This window comes from Salinivibrio sp. HTSP (assembly GCF_003390965.1).
In the GTDB taxonomy this organism is placed as follows: domain Bacteria; phylum Pseudomonadota; class Gammaproteobacteria; order Enterobacterales; family Vibrionaceae; genus Salinivibrio; species Salinivibrio kushneri.
This window is the reverse complement of the sequence record NZ_PXUD01000028.1, coordinates 1-16,258: the sequence shown is the minus strand read 5'-3', so window position 1 is coordinate 16,258 and position 16,258 is coordinate 1. Positions and strand designations below refer to the sequence as shown.

The 16,258-nt window shown below is 52.9% G+C and carries 14 protein-coding genes; 4 read left to right on the top strand and 10 right to left on the bottom strand.

Going from position 1 to position 16,258, the window contains the following annotated elements; genetic code table 11:
• Positions 1-166: 166 nt before the first annotated feature.
• The 3 genes from acs to C7A19_RS05960 form a co-directional block, all read right to left on the bottom strand.
• Positions 167-2,116 (bottom strand): acetate--CoA ligase, encoded by a 1,950-nt coding sequence (acs, locus tag C7A19_RS05970; protein WP_102504542.1) that lies wholly within the window; start codon positions 2,114-2,116, stop codon positions 167-169.
• A 242-nt stretch (positions 2,117-2,358) separates the two neighbouring features.
• Positions 2,359-2,982 (bottom strand): 3'-5' exonuclease, encoded by a 624-nt coding sequence (locus tag C7A19_RS05965; protein WP_069361532.1) that lies wholly within the window; start codon positions 2,980-2,982, stop codon positions 2,359-2,361.
• A gap of 1 nt (position 2,983) precedes the next feature.
• The gene (locus tag C7A19_RS05960) at positions 2,984-4,780 is read right to left on the bottom strand and encodes a DUF294 nucleotidyltransferase-like domain-containing protein (RefSeq protein WP_116644439.1); all 1,797 of its coding nucleotides are present in this window, start codon (positions 4,778-4,780) and stop codon (positions 2,984-2,986) included.
• 195 nt (positions 4,781-4,975) lie between these two features.
• Here C7A19_RS05960 and C7A19_RS05955 point away from each other — a divergent pair, with 195 nt between their 5' ends.
• The 3 genes from C7A19_RS05955 to C7A19_RS05945 all read left to right on the top strand — a co-directional run bounded on the left by C7A19_RS05955 (position 4,976) and on the right by C7A19_RS05945 (position 9,969).
• On the top strand, positions 4,976-6,151 hold the full coding sequence (locus tag C7A19_RS05955) for a 3-phenylpropionate MFS transporter (RefSeq protein WP_116644438.1): 1,176 nt from the start codon (positions 4,976-4,978) through the stop codon (positions 6,149-6,151).
• Between the two features lie 150 nt (positions 6,152-6,301).
• Positions 6,302-9,748, top strand: coding sequence for a hybrid sensor histidine kinase/response regulator (locus tag C7A19_RS05950; protein ID WP_116644437.1), 3,447 nt, complete (start codon positions 6,302-6,304; stop codon positions 9,746-9,748).
• On the top strand, positions 9,745-9,969 hold the full coding sequence (locus C7A19_RS05945; RefSeq protein WP_069361528.1) for a hypothetical protein: 225 nt from the start codon (positions 9,745-9,747) through the stop codon (positions 9,967-9,969). Before C7A19_RS05950 ends, C7A19_RS05945 begins: the two co-directional genes overlap by 4 nt.
• Positions 9,970-10,010: 41 nt before the next feature.
• Here C7A19_RS05945 and C7A19_RS05940 read toward each other — a convergent pair whose 3' ends face one another.
• The 7 genes from C7A19_RS05940 to C7A19_RS05910 form a co-directional block, all read right to left on the bottom strand.
• Positions 10,011-10,523 carry a hypothetical protein gene (locus C7A19_RS05940; protein WP_235614270.1) on the bottom strand — a complete coding sequence of 171 codons (513 nt, stop codon included), beginning with the start codon at positions 10,521-10,523 and terminating at the stop codon, positions 10,011-10,013.
• 69 nt (positions 10,524-10,592) lie between these two features.
• Positions 10,593-12,320: a sodium:solute symporter family protein gene (locus C7A19_RS05935; RefSeq protein WP_069361526.1), complete on the bottom strand. Its 1,728-nt coding sequence runs from the start codon at positions 12,318-12,320 to the stop codon at positions 10,593-10,595.
• Positions 12,321-12,332: 12 nt separating this feature from the next.
• Complete coding sequence (locus C7A19_RS05930; protein WP_046074540.1) at positions 12,333-12,599, bottom strand: DUF4212 domain-containing protein; 267 nt, start codon at positions 12,597-12,599, stop codon at positions 12,333-12,335.
• Positions 12,600-12,779: 180 nt separating this feature from the next.
• On the bottom strand, positions 12,780-13,412 hold the full coding sequence (locus C7A19_RS05925; protein WP_069361525.1) for a MarC family protein: 633 nt from the start codon (positions 13,410-13,412) through the stop codon (positions 12,780-12,782).
• Positions 13,413-13,448: 36 nt separating this feature from the next.
• Positions 13,449-14,081 carry a response regulator transcription factor gene (locus C7A19_RS05920; RefSeq protein ID WP_116644436.1) on the bottom strand — a complete coding sequence of 211 codons (633 nt, stop codon included), beginning with the start codon at positions 14,079-14,081 and terminating at the stop codon, positions 13,449-13,451.
• Positions 14,082-14,168: 87 nt separating this feature from the next.
• Complete coding sequence (locus C7A19_RS05915; protein WP_077459091.1) at positions 14,169-14,678, bottom strand: thioredoxin fold domain-containing protein; 510 nt, start codon at positions 14,676-14,678, stop codon at positions 14,169-14,171.
• 48 nt (positions 14,679-14,726) lie between these two features.
• Positions 14,727-15,701 (bottom strand): AraC family transcriptional regulator, encoded by a 975-nt coding sequence (locus C7A19_RS05910; protein ID WP_158012131.1) that lies wholly within the window; start codon positions 15,699-15,701, stop codon positions 14,727-14,729.
• 155 nt (positions 15,702-15,856) lie between these two features.
• Here C7A19_RS05910 and C7A19_RS05905 point away from each other — a divergent pair.
• Positions 15,857-16,258 (top strand): TonB-dependent receptor plug domain-containing protein (locus C7A19_RS05905; protein WP_155522548.1); only part of this gene is annotated, 402 nt, incomplete at its 3' end.

The following is a 16,258-nucleotide window of genomic DNA, read 5'->3' as shown; positions in this document are numbered from 1 at the left end:
GCTATCAAAAAATGGTGAGTGACGGGCGGTTTGACGCGAAGTGACCCCTCATGCCCCTACTTTTTGTGTGATTGCGAGGGAGGGAAAGAGTTCCGTTTCCCGTGTGCTGGGGATCAAAAAAGCCGCCCGCAGGCGGCAAAGGTTGCTAAGCAATCTTTCGTGAGGGTTAGACCACACTTTCTTTTTCTGCGATAAGCTTATCCACCACACTGGGATCGGCCAATGTCGAGGTATCGCCCAGACTACCGGTATCACCGGTGGCGATTTTGCGCAGAATGCGACGCATGATTTTGCCTGAACGGGTTTTAGGCAGTGCATCCGTCCAGTGGATGAAGTCGGGCGTCGCAATCGGGCCAATTTCTTTGCGCACCCACTCTTTGACTTCCTTGTGGAGTTCGGCACTGGGCACTTCACCGGCATTAAGGGTGATATAGGCATAGATCGCTTGGCCTTTGATATCGTGTGGCACACCAACAATCGCGGCTTCGGCAATTTTATCGAATGCGACGAGCGCGGATTCGACTTCGGCGGTACCCATTCGGTGACCCGAGATATTGAGGACATCATCGACGCGCCCGGTGATCCAGTAATAGCCGTCTTCATCACGACGCGCCCCGTCACCGGTAAAGTACATGCCTTTAAAGGTGGAGAAATAAGTTTGCTCGAAGCGGTCGTGATCGCCAAAGACGGTACGCATCTGTCCTGGCCACGAGTCGAGCATCACGAGGTTACCCTCGGTGGCGCCCTCGAGTATATGGCCCATGTTATCCACCAAGGCCGGCTGTACGCCAAAGAAAGGACGCGTTGCCGAGCCCGGTTTCAGTGCGGTGGCGCCGGGCAGTGGGGTGATCAAGATCCCGCCGGTTTCCGTTTGCCACCAGGTGTCGACAATCGGACAAGCTTGGTTGCCAATGGTGCTGTGATACCACTCCCACGCCTCTGGGTTAATGGGTTCACCCACCGAGCCCATGATCCGCAGTGAGTCGCGTTGGGTGCCAGCGACGGCTTCATTGCCTTTGGCCATCAATGCACGGATGGCGGTCGGCGCGGTGTAAAGAATATTCACTTGGTGCTTATCGACGACTTCACTCATTCGTGCGGTGCTTGGATAAGTGGGGACGCCTTCAAATAAGATTGTTTTCGCGCCGTTGGCCAGCGGCCCGTATACCAAGTAGCTGTGGCCGGTGATCCAGCCAACATCCGCGGTACACCAGAACACGTCTCCCTCTTGATAGTCGAAGACATACTTAAAGGTCATCGCCGCATACACCAGATAGCCACCAGTCGTATGCAGTACCCCTTTTGGCGTGCCTGTGGAGCCAGATGTATAGAGAATAAACAAAGGATCTTCGGCTTTCATCTCTTCGGCAGGGCAGTTATCAGACACCTTCGCAGTGGCCTCGTGCCACCAGACATCACGATGGTTGTGCCAGTCAATATCGCCGCCGGTGCGTTGGTAGACCACCACTTTTTCAATCGACTTCACATTGGGATTGGCGAGGGCATCATCGACGTTTTTCTTCAGGGGCACCGCACGGCCACCACGTATTCCTTCATCGGCGGTCACCACTACCTTGGCATTCGAGTCAATGATCCGGCCTGCCAGTGCTTCGGGAGAAAAGCCGCCAAACACCACGGTATGCACGGCACCAATACGGGCACAGGCCAGCATCGCCACCGCCGCTTCCATCACCATTGGCATGTACAGACACACCACATCGCCTTTTCTGACACCGTTGTCTTTTAAGACATTGGCAAATTGGCATACTTGCTGGTGGAGTTGGTGATAAGTGAGCGTGGCATCGTCCTTTGGATCGTCGCCTTCCCAAATTAAGGCAACCTGATCGCCTTTGTCTTTAAGATGACGGTCAATACAGTTGGCTGCCACGTTCAAGGTACCATCCTCAAACCAGCGGATATCCACATGGCCGGTATCAAACGAGGTGTGTTTGACTTTGGTATAAGGCGTCATCCAATCCAGAATTTGCCCGTGCTCGCGCCAAAAGCCTTCCGGGTCGCTCACTGACTGCTGATAGAGTGCTTGATACTTGGCTTCATCCGCGTGTGCCTTTTGTGCAATTGAAGGCATGACGGGGTATACGTGACTATCGCTCATCCTGTTTCTCCTCGTGTCCGCGATGCTCCACGCGGCGCTTCCATGTCATGAGATGTCAGGCATTACCGCTGCCTGGCAAACGAAAACCATGCAGTAAAGGTGTGACATATCGGGTTGTCCGACAATTAGACTTTAGGATGACCCCATTGATTTTTAAGCGATTTGCGCAGTTGTCAGGCCAGATAGTGGGGGCTGGATCCCACTTTGTCGTTGCGTGCGTGCGCCAGTCGCGCGTCGATGCGTTATTTGGATTGCAGCATGGGCATCTCACCTTGGGTGAGGCGGACGTAAATCAATGCCGCGGCGAGCGCATCATCCAACGCATCATGCCGGGCCGGCAAAGGGACATCGAGGTGACGACTAATGGCTTCCATGCTGATGTCGTGATAGGCATTAGGGAGCAGGCGCTCGAGTTTGCGTTGATAAATATCACTGACTTCAATCAGAGGATTGGGCAGTGGAAAGCCAAGATACTGGCGCGCGTAACGATCAAGAATGCATTTATCGTAACGGATATGGTAACCAACTAAGGGGTGGTTACCAATAAAGTCGACCAGCGCAGTGATCGCCTGTTCCCCACTGACTCCATGGGTGAGATCTTGGTGGCGGAGTTGGTGAATTCTGACCGAGCCGGCGCTCAGACTTTCTGGCGCGGCCAGTGTCAAGGTGAGGGCGTGACTGGTGAGGATTCGGTTACCTTTGATCGGGGTGGCCGCAATCGTAACCAACTCTGCACGATGCGGATCCAAGCTGGTGGTCTCGCAGTCCAGTGAAATCAGCGTGTTTGAGTCGGGGGGCAAAAATAAGTCCCGATAGGGTGAGTGTCGTAGACGATGACGGTACCAATGCCGAGTCAGCCAATTCACATTAGTCCCTCACGTGATAATGGAAAGCGAGTGACTCTTTAAACTTTTTCACCACATGCAGCCCGTGGCGCAGCAAGTCGCGTTCGCTCGAAGGGAGGTGAGCCACGTCGAGGTAATTGCTTTGTGGCTCGCCACTCAATTGTTGCCTTAAACGTAATCGGATAAACAGCTTCAAGGCCTCGGAGAGGTTTTCCGCCGTTTCTTCCGCCAGTGCCCCTAGGTTGGCAAGCTGCTCCAGCCGCTCAAAGGTGTTGGTGTGGCGCACGCCCTTTTCTAAACTCATGGTTCTCACGCCATGGACGATGGGGAAAATCCCGCCTTTTTTGATATCTAGCCCTTCTTTACTGCTTTTGAGCGAGCCAAACACGGTGAGAGGGACGCGAAAGGCGAGTGCAGGGCGGACAAAGGTGTTGAGCGTCAACATATTGTCGGTCAAGGTGTCGTTGAGGGGGGCTTGGATCGCATCAATCAGACTCAGATCGCCGGCGATCGGCTGGCTGTCAGCGAGGATCGCCAAGTCCATGACACTTTGATGATTGGCGCTTTGTGCTAGATTTCGCACGGTTTGCTGCCATTGCGTGGCGGTTTTCACCCATTTGGGGTTACTGACCATCACGTGACCCGGACACGGCGGGTAACCGAGTTGATAGAGCGTGTGTGAAAAGGTCTCCATCACTTGCTGGCAATCGGGCCAGTTGAGATCGTCGGCCAGGATTAATGCGTTGTCTTGGTCGGTTTTAAGCACTTGCTCACCGCGCCCTTCAGAGCCCATTACCACCAAGCAACACTGGCTTTGGTAAGCCTCGGGCACTAACAAGCGGAACGCTTTTTCCATGATTTGCTCATTCACGGTGGCGATAAGCTGCATTACAAAGCGGGTGTGAATGCCATTATTAAATAAGGTGTGTACCAGCTTGCTCTGGCTGTTTGCGGCGATCACCAGTTCGTCAATGGTTTGTGCGCGGGCTATTTGTAAGTTCAGCACGTGAGAGTGAGTGGAAAAGAGGCTCAGTACCTGAGGAAGATCGAGCATCCCTGCTGTGTTTCCGTGTTCATTGACGACCCGGACACGTTTTACGCGCTGGCGTGTCATCTTAATCATGGCGTGAAAGAGAAAGTCGCCGCGTTCCACACTGATCACCGGACGTGTGGCCACCTCGCCAACAGGCACGGATTGATCGTAGCCCTCTAGCACGAGCGCATGAAGCAAATTGGTGCGGGTGATAATGCCGCAGTCGCCCTTTTCATCATCTACCAAGGCGCAGTCGCAGCGCTCGGCTTTCATCTGGGCGGTGGCAACATGCAGGGGTACGTCGGAGGCGACACACAAGGCAGGTTGAATATTGCTGTCATCAATCCGAGTGAGCATAAACTCGGCGAGGTTTTGCTGCTGACGCGCTTGCACCATCAGCGTTTGTCGGCGCTGAAGGTTGGTATCAAAGTAGCCTCGAAACGCGTGATTATGATGATAAATGGCGAGAAACACCTCAGCAGGCAATAAATGACAGAGGGTATCTTCTAGCGCACGGTATCGATGTTTGGCAGTGCCATTAAGCAGCGCTGGCACGTCAAATAAGTCGTCGGTGGTATAATGAGAAAATACTTCCTTACCGTCTTCTGACACTTCTTCCACGCTGCCTTTAATAATGATAAAGAGCTGCTCGCCCGTATCACCGGGTTGGATCAGGGTGTCGCCACGGCGAAAGTAGGCAACGTCGAGTGCTTGGCGGCATTGTTTGACTTGTGATGCGGTTAGGCAGTCAAAGGGCGCATGAGAGGTGTCAAAAGGTTCAGGCATAGTCGCACTCCTCACTGTGGTATTCACAGTGTGTCTCACCCTTTTCGATCTCGCTAGCCGACTTTAGTCTAGCCAAGGACGTATACGGATTGGCCACCCCCACGCATTTGTTGACAATCGTGGTGCACGTGTCTTTTTTTCCTCGCACAGAGCTGCGACACTTAGCGGGTATCTATCTTAATGTGAAGTAATGAGATGACCGTAACCCAATGTTCTCCGTTTCGCTGGCTGTCAGAATACTTTGGTGGCTTCTTTTTTTCCTATGGTGTGTATCTGCCGTTTTGGGCGGTATGGTTTGAGTACCTAGGCCTAAATTCAGGTGTGATCGGCACCTTGATAGGACTCGGTTTCGCGACCCGTTGTGTGGCTAACTTAGTCTTTACACCGCGTGTGCAACAGGTTGAAGCCTTGCTGCCCGCTCTGAGGGCATTGACGCTCATGGCGTTAGTGACGTGTGTATTGCACCCCTTAATGGGAGCCAATGTGTGGTGGCTTGCTTTGGTGACTGTGTTGTTTAATCTTGCCATTGGGCCCTCCGTCCCGCTGTCAGATGCGCTTGCCAACTATTATGCGCGCCATAAAGTTATCGACTATGGTCGAACCCGTCTTTGGGGATCGATCGCCTTTATTATTGGGTCGAGTTTGACCGGGTGGCTGGTGACCGAGCAATCGGCGGCGATTATTCCTTGGGTCGCGATTGGCGGCTTGTCTGCCTGTTTGTTGCTGACGTTGCGTCGGCCGACATTGATGCCACAAAGCGAGCGCGATATGACCAATAGCAAAGTCTCGATGCGTCAGCTTTTCCGCGACCGTCAGGTGGTCGTGTTCTTGTTAATCGCCTCCCTGCTGCAAGGCAGCCACGCAGCGTATTACAGTTTTAGTGCGATCTACTGGAAGCAGGCTGGATATAGTGAGAGCATTGTCGGCTATTTGTGGAGCCTCGGGGTGGTGGCGGAAGTAGCCGTCTTTGCTTTAGGCGCGCGGCTTTTTAATGGCTGGTCATCCAAAGCCTTGTTCCAATTGGCGGCTGTGGGTGTATTGCTGCGTTGGGGGATCACAGGGACGACGACCGCTGCGGTGCCAGTGATCCTGGTGCAACTGCTCCACGGCATTACGTTTGCCGGCGCGCACCTGGGCGCGATGCAGTATATTCAGCGCGAGTGTGGGGCGCGATTGGTGGCCACACAAGCGGCGTACAATGCGTTACCAATGGGGGCAGTGGTGGCGGCGCTGACCACGGCAAGCGGGTGGATTTATGCCGTATCGCCTTCTGGCACCTTCTATACCATGGCACTGCTCGCGCTGCCTGTTTTTGTTTTACCGCTGCGTGAACCGGCCTTTTGGCGTGCCAAGCAAGCTAAGGTGGCATAGGCAGACCTAAACTGTAATAAAGCCCGGTTAGGCTTGCAGTAAAGTTAGCTAAGGTGCCCACAAAGCGAATACGAGACGATTGAGTGGGCGCCGGTACCGTGTTACACCCAGCTCAAGGGTTCGGCAAAGGATTGCGTCAGGAAGGGAGTCATGACACAAGGCTGGGTAATTGTCTCTGTTTCACTGCTTTATATGGGCGCACTGTTTGCGATTGCTTGGTATGGTGATCGTCAGCCGCGCTGGTTACGCTCATGGCGTCCGTGGATTTATAGCCTTTCTATCGCGGTGTATTGCACCTCTTGGACTTTTTTCGGCACCGTTGGGCAAGCGTCCAGCTCGCCATGGTCATTTCTTCCGATTTATCTTGCCCCTATTCTGGTGTTTACCCTTGGGTGGCGTTTTCTTGCCCGCATGATTTTGATCGCCAAGCGCGAGCACATTACCTCTATTGCCGACTTTATCGCGGCGCGATATGGCAAATCGCAGGGCTTAGCGGTGATGGTGACCTTGATTGCCGTGGTGGGCGTGCTGCCTTATATCGCGTTGCAACTGCGCGGGATCGCCATGGGACTTGATGTGCTTTCCCCAGAGCTAGGGCAAAGCGTTGGCTTGGCTCAACCCCAAATCGCCTGGCTTGTGTGTATCTCCTTGGCCGTATTTACCGTGTTATTTGGTACGCGGCATATCGACAGTACGGAGCACCACCGAGGGATGATGATGGCAGTCGCGTTCGAGTCGATCGTCAAGCTGGTCGCATTTCTTGGGGTGGGGATCTTTGTGGTGTGGCTGTTATTTCAAGCGCCGAGCCTGCCTGTGAGTTTGGAGGACTCTGGCGTGATTGGTCGCCCGGATGTGGGTAGCTTAATCATCCACACGTTTTTGACGGGCGCGGCGATCATTTGCTTGCCGCGCCAGTTTCACACCATGGTGGTGGAGAACACGCGCGCGAGTGATTTGAATACCGCGCGTAAAGTCTTCCCGACCTACTTGTTGCTGATGTTGATTTTTGTCCTGCCGCTCGCCTACGCGGGGCAAGCGTTGTTACCTGGGGCGCCTGCCGATACTCACGTGATTCGGTTGCCGCTATCGGTAGGAGCTGAGGGAGTGGCGCTACTAGCGTTTATGGGTGGGGCATCGGCTGCCAGCGGGATGGTGATTGTTTCCACCATTGCGCTGGCGATCATGGTATCCAATGACTTGGTGATGCCACTGTTGTTGCGGCGCATGAAACTGAAATCACGTAACTTTGCGCAGTTCTCTGGGCTGTTACTCAATGTTCGCCGTGCGCTGATCTTTTTGATCTTAATTGCAGCGTGGGGCTTCTATCATCTCATCCTTACTGTGCCCACGTTGTCGGAAATCGGCTTTCTCTCCTTCGCGGCCATTGCGCAGTTTGCCCCTGCGATGATTGGTGCCTTGTACTGGCGTCAAGGCAACAAAAAAGGCGTTTATGCGGGTTTACTGATAGGGTTTTCACTATGGCTGGTGACCATGATGACTCAAACCGGCATGCTGGCAGGGGATGGGCAATCTAATCTATTGATTTGGCTTATTACCCCTCCCGACTTTGCACCTTTTACTCACCTCAATACCGTGGATTGGGGGCTGGCCTTCAGTATGTTAATGAATGCCCTGGGCTTTGTGGTGGTGTCTTTACTCACGCGACCCTCACTCAGTGAGCGTTTACAGGCCGCTGCGTTTGTTGGCATGCCACTGCCGGAAAACGATGACGCGCGCTTGTATCAAAGCCGAGTCACCGTGGCGGAGCTAGAAATGCTCGCGGCACGCTTTGTTGGCCGTCGGCGTATGCGTCAGGCGTTTAGCCAATTTGCCGAGCAGCGTGGTGAAGAGCTGATGCCCCAACAACAGGCCAGCGCACCGCTGATCCGTCACACCGAGCGGGTGTTGGCTGGGGTATTTGGCTCGTCATCGGCACGCTTAGTCCTTTCATCAGCCTTGCAGGGGCGCAACATGCAATTGGAAGAAATTGCCACCATTGTTGATGAAGCCTCTGAGTTGTTCGATTTCTCGCGGGGATTACTGCAAGGGGCGATTGAGCATATCAACCAAGGGATCTCTGTGGTGGATAAGCAACTGCGGCTGGTGGCATGGAATCAGCGCTACATTGATATGTTTCAGTTTCCACCCGGGCTTATCCAGGTCGGGCGACCGGTCGCGGACTTAATTCGATTCAATGCCCAGCGCGGACTCTGTGGGCCGGGTGATCCGGAAGAACATGTCAGCAAGCGGGTCCTGCACTTAACACGACGAAAGCCGCATACCTCTTCGCGTGTGCATCCAGACGGACGGGTGATTGAGTTGCAGGGCAATCCGATGCCAGGCGGGGGGTTTGTCATGACCTTCACCGATATCACCGCGTTTCGGGATGCGGAAGCGGCGCTCAAGCAGTCTAATGAAACCCTTGAAGCGCGGGTGACAGCGCGAACGCGGGAATTAGAGCGACTGAATAGCCAGTTGATTGATGCCACCCGCAAGGCCGAATCCGCCTCACAGTCGAAGAGTCGCTTTTTAGCCGCCGTCAGTCACGACTTGATGCAGCCACTTAACGCGGCACGTTTGTTTGCTTCATCACTCAGTGAAATGGCGGCCAATCGAGATACCGAAGCCGTTGCTCAGCATATAGAGAGCGCACTAGAAAGTGCGGAAGTGTTGATTGGTGACTTGCTCGATATCTCGCGCCTGGAGTCGGGCAAAATGAAAGCACGGATTGAGTCCTTTCCATTGTGTGAAGTCTTTGATGCGCTTGAAGCGGAATTTGGGGTGTTAGCGCGTCGCCAAGGATTGGACTTTCGCGTTGTGACCAGCCAGGTTTGGGTTCAGTCTGATAAGAACTTGCTGCGCCGAGTACTACAAAACTTTTTGACCAATGCCTTTCGCTACAATCCTGAGGGCCGAGTGGTGTTAGGTGTGCGACGGGCAGGACGCGACTACCGCATTGAGGTATGGGACGACGGTGATGGGATCCCCCTTGAGCGTCAGCAAGATATCTTTCAAGAGTTCACCCGCATTGACCGCGAAGGGGCCGAGCAGGGGCTGGGCTTAGGGTTGGCGATCGCGAAGGGCATTAGCCAAATCCTCTCTCAGCCTCTGGCATTGCAGTCCTGGCCGGGTCGGGGCACGGTGTTCTCAATGACAGTGAATGCGAGCCAAGCGGAAAAGATTGAGTCAAGCCCGGTGGTGCCTGCCACCGCTTCGGCGCGAGAGCTCGAAGGTTGCCGTGTCTTATGTGTAGACAATGAGCAAGAGATCTTAGATGGAATGGCGCAGCTTTTATCACGGTGGGGATGCGACGTTCGCTGCGCCCCCGATGTGAGTGGCGCGATCAAGACGATCGGTGACCAATGGCAGCCTGAGTTTGTGCTGAGCGATTACCATTTGGCGAACCAGCAAACCGGACTGCAAGTGCTTCAACAATGCCAATTAAAACTAGGGTGTTGCTTTCAGGGAGTGATCATCAGTGCTGACCGCAGTGCCGAGACACAACAGACCGTGACTGGACTAGGCTTTATGTATCTCTCCAAACCGGTAAAGCCGCTCAAGTTGCGTGCGTTACTACAACAGCGAGGAAAATCATGACCCCTTTTTCGTTACCCCGTTTAGAAACCGATGTTGGCATCGTTAAAGTGGCAGGGCACTTTAATCCGGTTGATGGACATATTGACCTTGATGAGCTCGCCCATCTGGACGGTGATGGATGGGCGGATGTCAGTCATTGGCTAACGGAGCAAGCGTATGAAAACAAAATCGCCACCATCGTGGCGGCGATCCGAGCATCCTTGATGTCGCCTGATGCGTAAGTGGTTACCTTTCGTACTGACGCGGTATGACGAGGCTGACGCTATGAAGCGTCCTGAGATTGTTGGTGCTCGGTATAAAATGTTTTATGCTCGATAAATGTCACTGGCGTTTCTGCGTAGTAGTGGCTCCCCTTCATACTGACGGCTAGACGAATTTGCGTCTCCTCACTGCTTGGAGCGGGGAGGCTAACCGTCCAGGTCGTGCCTGTTTCATCGCGGATTTGCATGGTTTGCGGTGTGATGTCTGTCAGGCCGATTTGTGCGCCCTCCAACGGCAGCTCGCTGACTAACCGCAGCGTTAGCCGGTTGTTATCAACCCCCTGCGATTCCAGTTTGAGTTTCATATCACCATTTTCGAGCTGACAGAAGCCACTGGTATAGCGACAGTTAGAACGGACCGCCAGCGGGTAACTCTGTCCTGGCTGAGCGGCTTTAGGCGGCTCAGACACACTGGCATCGACGGCAAAATAGGTGATCACCGCTAATACTGGCGCAACCAGCATCGCAATAACCACATGTTTATTGGTGAGCAAACGCGTGACCGTTGACATCATGCCTCTCCTTGGCTGGAAGTTACAAACCGTGTAAAAGCCCCCGAAGGGGCTTGATAGATGAACACCGGATTAGTGTGATTGTGCATCACCGGCTCCAGATGGCATACGAACGTGCTCGACCAAATCTTGTACCTCTTGCGGTGTTTCTTTGGTCAGGCGTGAAACAATGATTGCCACCACAAAGTTACACACAGCGCCCACCGCGCCAAAGGCATTTGGCTCGATACCCAGTATCCAGTTGCTACCCAGGCTTTCTAAGTAGGTCCAATCCGCGACAAACAGAATCCCTTTATGCTGGAATACATAGAACAGGGTGACGCTGATCCCCGCGACCATACCCGCAATCGCCCCTTCTTTGTTAATGGTTTTGGTGAAGATCCCCATCATCAGCACCGGGAAAATCGATGATGCGGCCAAGCCGAACGCCAGGGCCACTGTCCCGGCCGCAAAGCCTGGTGGGTTGAGCCCCAAATAGCCTGCACCCGCTATCGCTAATGCCATGGATATCCGGCTTGCCAGTAGCTCGCCTTTTTCACTGATATTCGGATTGACGACCCCCTTTATCAAGTCATGGGATATCGCTGACGAGATCGCGAGTAACAGCCCAGCCGCGGTCGACAAGGCAGCGGCTAAGCCCCCGGCGGCGACCAGGGCAATCACCCAGTTAGGGAGTTTGGCAATCTCTGGGTTTGCCAGCACCATGATATCGCGGTCAACACGTAGCTCATTGGTGTCTGGGTTCGAAGTGTATTGGATCTTGTCGTCACCGTTTTTGTCTTCAAAGCCCAAAAGCCCGGTGGTTTCCCAGTTTTTAAACCAGTCTGGACGCTCGTCATAGACAAGGTTGTCGCCATTAGGCAGATTGACGGTGTCCATTAAGTTTAAGCGCGCCATCGCCGCCACCGCAGGTGCTGAGGTGTATAAAATCGCGATAAAGAACAGCGCCCAACCGGCGGATGTCCGTGCATCACGCACTTTAGGCACCGTAAAGAAGCGGATAATAACGTGGGGCAAACCGGCGGTACCTATCATCAGTGACATGGTGTAGGCAAACATGTTGAGTGTACTGCCGCGCACCGCGGTGGTGTATTCGACAAAGCCGAGTTCGGTCACCACCTGATCAAGCCGGTCGAGCAAGTACTGATCCGTGCCTGCCATGGTGCTGCCTAGACCAAGCTGTGGGAATGGGTTGCCTGTCAGTTTGAGGGAGATGAAGATTGCGGGAATAGTGTAAGCCAAAATGAGTACGCAATACTGAGCAATTTGGGTGTAGGTAATGCCCTTCATCCCGCCCATCACGGAATACATAAACACAATCACCATCCCGATTAATAGCCCGGTGGAATAGTCCACTTCTAGGAAGCGACCGAAAGCCACCCCGACCCCTTTCATCTGGCCGATAACATAGGTGACAGAGGCGATGATCAAGCAAACGACAGCAACAATGCGCGCGGTTTTTGAGTAGAAGCGTTCACCGACAAACTCTGGCACGGTAAATTTGCCAAATTTACGTAGATAAGGGGCGAGCAACAGCGCGAGAAGCACAAAGCCGCCGGTCCAGCCCATCAAAAACACCGAACCGCCATAGCCCATAAATGAGATCAAGCCAGCCATAGAGATAAAGGACGCGGCTGACATCCAGTCGGCAGCGGTTGCCATCCCGTTGGCCACAGGGTTAACCCCGCCACCGGCGACATAAAACTCTTTGGTGGAGCCTGCGCGTGCCCAGATCGCAATCCCGATATAGAGGGCGAACGTGAACCCGACAACAATATAAGTAATGGTTCTTAAATCCATGTGTTAGTCCTCTTACTCGTCGTCCACGCCGAACTCGCGATCGAGTTTGCGCATTTGTTTGGCATACACAAATATGATGCCGAGGAAGGTATAAATCGATCCCTGCTGAGCAAACCAGAATCCAAGTTTATAGCCACCAATTTGAATGGTATTGAGGGCATCCACGAATAAGATCCCACAGCCGAATGAGACAACAAACCAGACAATCAGCAGACTGATCATCAGTTTTACGTTTCTGTCCCAGTAGGCTTTCGCGTGTTCCTTGCTTTGAAACGCCATCGCCTTCTCCTTGTTTAGCACGTTAATGGAATGTTACTTGAAGACGATAGCAGGGGATGAACAGCGCGACATTGCAACTTTAGTCGAGCGCAGTAAGTGATAATGATCGGAAAAAGCAGGGTTTTTGTGAGCTAGGTACGGCTGGCTCGGGTTGAGCCAGCCAAGATTTGCGCCAAAGGTCTAAGTTAAGTGGTAAAACTTTTGGATCCCTTCGAGCAAATTAGCAACGGCGACCGAGGCAAGTATCAGCCCCATGACGCGGCTGATAATCGACGCGCCGACGTTGCCAATCACTTTGTGAATCACATTGGCCCCGAGGAGTAAGACCAAGGTCGCGACCAATACAAAAAACATCACCCCAGCGGTCACCGCTTGTTCAGCAATGGCGTACCGATTGTTATCTGTGAGCATGACCACCGCCATCATGGCACCAGGGGAAGCAATGGAAGGGACGGCGAGCGGATAAACTGCGGTGGCGGCAATTTCGGCTTTATCCACGTTTTCACTCAGCATTTTGGCTTCTTGGCCGGGTTTTCCTTCACCGAAAATCATGGTTAACGAAAACAACAGTAATACCAAACCACCAGCTGCTTGGAACGCGGGCAAGGGGATTTGCATGGCTTCGAGCAAAATCTGACCGACAATTAAAAAGAACAGCAAAATAGCAAAGGCAATTGCCACGGCTTTCACCGCGACACGGCGTTTTTGTTTGGCGGACATGTGGCTGGTTTGTGAGAGATAAATGGGCACGCTACCGACAGGGTCGATCACGGCCCATAAAATCACGAATTGCGTAGCAAGAATACTTAACATAAGCGCTCCAAAGTCGGTGTCTGGGGCGCTAGCGTATCAAAGTTCGATATTAGATTGCTGCAATAAAATCACCGCTTGAGTGCGGTTTTTTACTCCTAGCTTACGAAAGATGGCCGTCATGTGCGCTTTAATAGTCGCCTCGGAAACCGACAGGTCGTAGGCGATTTGTTTGTTCAGAAGCCCATCGCATAGCATCCGCAACACCTTGTACTGCTGTGGCGTCAGTGTGGCGAGTTTGTCAGATAAGCGCTCGCTTTCATCGTCTTCGCCGAGATCATCAGGAAAGCAGGGGGTGCCTTCGAGCACTTGGGTTAACGATTGTACCAATGCACGCATATCGCTGGATTTAGGAATAAAGCCAAAGGCACCATGAGCGCGCACCTGGCGGATCACGCTCGGCTCTTCACTGGCAGAGATCACCACAATCGGCAGGGTAGGATAATGGTGACGCAGCGCAATTAAGCCCGACATGCCATTCGCGCCAGGCATTTTTAGGTCGAGCAGCACCAAGTCGACCTCAGCATCTCGCGCTAAGATCTGATTTAGACTGTCTAAGCTGTCTGCCTCTAGCAGATTGGCACCGCTTATCGCCATATGCACGGATTGAAAGAGGGCATTCCGAAACAGTGGATGATCGTCGGCGATAACGATGGTGTGTTGCGCTTCCATAATGCGGCTATCTTCCCTTTGTTTTCAATAAAACTACCACCAGATATGGGGTTTATCAATTTTGTAACAAGAGAACTAAGAGGTTGATCAGTGCTCGCTTTTTACTTCATGCTGCAATCCATGCTGACGTAGGTGCGCCATGAAAGCTTGAGGGGCTAAAAAGCCGGTAATGCGGGCGGTCGCATTACGCTCTCCATTGGCTAACCAAAAGTCGAGTGTGGGTAGCCCGGCCACGTCTTGGCTGCGCATTAACGCAAAATCGTCAGGACGATTATCACTCAGGTTCACTTTAATCCGATGCATGTGGCTAAGCTGCTGAGCCACTGCCGGGTCAGTGAAGGTTTTTTGCGCGAATTGTTTACACGGGATGCACCAATCGGCGTAGTAATCAACCAAAGCGATTTGCTGATTAGCCGCGGCGCTGGCGAGCTCTGCATCAAGAGCGGCTTGCGAGTTGACGGTGATAAATGCCGGTGCGGTATCAGACGCTTTCGGCGGTGCGGTGACTTGTTGCGAGCGAACGATGTAAAGCGCACCAGCACCCAGTGCGGCAATCAATAACCCAGCCGTTAGTGCAAAGCGGCGACCCTGTCTCATACTTTTTCCTTTTCATGCCAATAGGATGAGTATACACACATACCATGATCACATTGTATGGGTTTGCGATTGAATCAATTGGCCGGGGGTCATGCCAAACTGACGCTTAAAGGCGGTAACAAAATTAGAGGGATGATGGTAGCCCGCCCAGTAAGCCGCTTCGCCAATTGAAATCGCCTCATGCAGTAACTTTTCTTTGACCACCACCAACCGACGACGACGGATGTAATCTGAAACGGGCACGCCTAGATGGGTACGAAAACGGCGCTGCAGTGTGCTGCGACTCAGGCCGCATGCGTGTGCAATGGTCGATAAGGTTAATGCGGTGTGCAGCTTAGTTTCAATATACGCGACGGCTTTTGCGATTTGTGGCTCATGAGTGGCAGGGATGAGTTCGGTAACAGACTCAATGGTTAGATGAGAGGCTTGCTCACACAGATGCTTGATGATGGTGAGTGCATGTAAGTGCTGGGTCAGGGGATCAGCCTCGTTTTGCCTACTAAAGCGGGGTAATAAGGCGTGAATGGGGTCGAATATGGCGGTACTAGGTTGCCAGCGTACACAGCCTAAATGATGACGATGCAAGGCACTAAGCAGTGGCAAGGCTTGCTCGTCTGCATACCCATCAAGCCACTCGGGCGGTAGCAATATATTCACTTTTTTAAGGTGATTCCCTGCAATTAAGCGACGACGAAAGGTGCTGTCACGGCACACGGAGACAGCAAGTGCTTGGGGCTGGTGGCATGCATTGCACCGATACGTGTGGTCATCGTAGGCAAACTCCAGCACGCCCTCGAGGACTATCACTAGCATGATCCCCTGATGGGCACGGTGGAGGACATTGGCATCACATAATTCATCGGTGATCCCGCTATCGATATGCAACCCACCCGGACATGAAGTATGTGAAAACTGTCCCCGTACCAAGGATTGCGTCCGTTTTGAGTGATTAGCCATGATCTCGGCGTGACCATCTGCGCTGGACTCTCGCTGTGTGCAAACAACAGAGACGGGTGCTGCCATCGTATTCCTCCGTAACACGCCGCATAAACGCTCTACGCATAAAAGCTTGATGCATGCGCATAATTGTTTTTTCTTCCTGAAAAGCACTGAAATAGTAACATAAATGCGAATTAGTATCATTTAGTTATTTGGGTTATCCACGAAGGAAATGAAGTATGACGTTGTTACTACCTGTCCCAGCACGTCTGGGCTTGCTGACGCTTAGTATAGCCAGTGCTCTATGTGCCCCTGCGGTGGCTGCTGATAATCTTGAGGATGAAAGCATAGAAACTGTCTCAGTATGGGGGACGCAAGTGTCCAGCTCATCCCGTTACCTGGGAGAAACGGATCTCACCGTCAAGCAACCGGATCACCTCTCTGATCTATTGCGTGATATCCCCGGTGTGGATGTGGGGGGCACGCACTCGCTCACCCAGCGCATTAATATCCGTGGTTTTACCGAACAAGATCTGGATATCACCGTCGATGGCGCCTCTCAAGGGGGGAAAATGTTCCACCACATCAGCAACCTCACTTTAAATCCTGACATTTTGCAGCGTGTTGATGTCGCGGTGGGC